Source organism: Actinospica sp., from assembly GCF_035552695.1.
Classification (GTDB): Bacteria; Actinomycetota; Actinomycetes; order Streptomycetales; family Catenulisporaceae; genus Actinospica.
Map to the genome: position 1 here is coordinate 1 of NZ_DASZKT010000102.1, position 2,355 is coordinate 2,355.

Sequence of the window (2,355 nt, forward strand, 5' to 3'; positions counted from 1 at the left end):
CGCCCGCAGCGAGCAGCGGCTGCGGCTGGAGCAGATGGAAGGCCGCGCCGTCGAGGAGTTCGGCGTGGACGCGAGCACGCTGACGGCCGAGTACGGTCCCGATGTGCTGGTCCCGCCGTTCGGCGAGGACAGCGGGGACACCGCGGGCGCTGCAGGGCCTGCGGGGACTGCGGGCACTGTGGGCACTGTGGGCACTGGGGGCGCCGCCGGGGTTGACGGAGCCGCTGGGGCTGACGGAGCCGCTGGGGCTGACGGCGCCGCGGGTGCCGGCCGGGAGCCCGGTCTGGCCGGGCTTGCTGACGGGCCCGCCGCGGCGGGCGTCAACGGCGCGGCCGCGACGAAGGCGGGCCGGGGAGCGAGCCATCAGGACGCCGCGGCGCGCCCCGTTCCGTACAAACGGGCGGAGCAGGAGCACCGTGCCCGCGCCGCCGAACGCCAGCTGGCCCAGCTCGGCAAGGTCAACCCGCTCGCCCTGGAGGAATTCGCCGCGCTCGAAGAGCGGCACACCTTCCTGTCCTCCCAGCTCGAGGACCTGAAGAAGACCCGGCGCGACCTGCTCACGGTGATCAAGGAGGTGGACGACCGGGTCCAGCAGGTGTTCGCCGCCGCGTACGAGGACACCGCGCGCGAATTCGAGCAGGTCTTCTCCCGGCTGTTCCCGGGCGGGGAAGGGCGCCTCGTGCTCACCGAGCCCGATGACATGCTCACCTCCGGGATCGAGGTCGAGGCCCGCCCGCCGGGCAAGAAGGTCAAGCGGCTGTCCCTGCTGTCGGGCGGGGAGCGCTCGCTGACCGCGATCGCCTACCTCGTCGCCATCTTCAAGGCGCGGCCGTCACCGTTCTACGTGCTGGACGAGGTCGAGGCGGCGCTGGACGACGTCAACCTGCGGCGGCTGCTCGGGATCTTCGAGGAGCTGCGGGACACTTCGCAGCTGATCGTCGTCACGCACCAGAAGCCCACCATGGAGGTGGCTGACGCGCTGTACGGGATCAGCATGCGCGGCGACGGCGTGTCCGCCGTGGTGAGCCAGCGGATGCACGACCGCGCCTCGGCCTGACGCCCGCGCGCCGAAACCCGCGCCCCGACGACCGCGCCCGACGCCCGCGCAATGAGGCCCGCGCCCGCGGGCTCCCGTCGGCCCCGGCCCCGCGACCCGCCCCGCCGATCCGCGTAACCTGGGAGCGCCATGGAGTTCCTGATAATCATCATCGCGCTGTGCGTAGTGGCCGCGGTTGCGGCGGGTACGTTCCTGCTCCGGCCCGGCCGCCGGCTCCGCAAGCCGCACGAACCGCCGCCCGCGCCCGAGCGCGAGGCGGAGGCCGCTGGCGAGGCGGCTCCCGGGACGGCGGAACAGCGCGCCGGGACCGGGACGATCACGCCGCCGCCACCGCCCGTCGCCGAGGCCCCGCCGGTGCCGGAGGTCGAGAAGCCGCCGCCATCGGCCGGCCGCCTGGTCCGGCTCCGGTCCCGGCTCGCCCGCTCACAGGGAGCCTTCGGCTCGGCGCTGCTCGGCCTGCTGTCATCGGGCACGCTCGACGACGACGCGTGGCAGGAGGTCGAGGACACCCTGATCTCCGCGGACGTCGGGGTCGCGCCCACCCGCGAGATCGTGGACGAGCTGCGGACCAAGGTCAAGGTCCTCGGCACCCGCAACCCGGACGAGGTACGGGCGCTGCTGAAGGAAGAACTGGTCACCCAGATCGGGGCCGCCGAGGACCGGTCGCTGCGCACCAAGCCGCACGGCGGGCAGCCGTCGGTGATACTCATGGTCGGGGTAAACGGCACCGGCAAGACCACCACCTGCGGGAAGCTGGCACGGGTGCTGGTCGGCGACGACCGCACCGTGCTGCTCGCCGCCGCTGACACGTTCCGCGCCGCGGCGGCCGACCAGCTGCAGACCTGGGGAGGCCGGGTCGGCGCCGAGGTGGTGCGGTCCGACCGGGAGGGCGCCGATCCGGCGAGCGTCGCCTTCGAGGCGGTCGCCAAGGGAATCGAGGACGGGGTCGACGCCGTGATCGTGGACACCGCGGGACGGCTGCACACCAAGACCGGCCTGATGGACGAGCTCGGCAAGGTGAAGCGGGTCATCGAGAAGCGGGCCACGGTGGACGAGGTGCTGCTGGTGCTCGACGCCACGACCGGGCAGAACGGCCTCCGCCAGGCCCGGGTGTTCGCCGAGGTCGTGGACGTTACCGGGATCGTCCTGACGAAGCTCGACGGGACCGCCAAGGGCGGCATCGTGATCGCGGTCCAGCGCGAGCTCGGGGTGCCGGTCAAGCTGGTCGGCCTAGGCGAGGGCCCCGACGACCTTGCCCCGTTCGAGCCCGGTCCGTTCGTCGACGCGATACTCGGCTC

General features: G+C 73.4%; 2 protein-coding genes. Both read left to right on the plus strand.

The window, feature by feature from the left end; translation table 11 throughout:
• A partial coding sequence (locus VG296_RS12815) for an AAA family ATPase (protein WP_325565899.1) occupies nucleotides 1–1,057 on the plus strand: 1,057 nt, incomplete at its 5' end.
• 129 nt (nucleotides 1,058–1,186) lie between these two features.
• Nucleotides 1,187–2,355, plus strand: a 1,169-nt coding sequence (gene ftsY / locus VG296_RS12820; protein ID WP_325565900.1) for a signal recognition particle-docking protein FtsY, incomplete at its 3' end; no start/stop codon positions are given.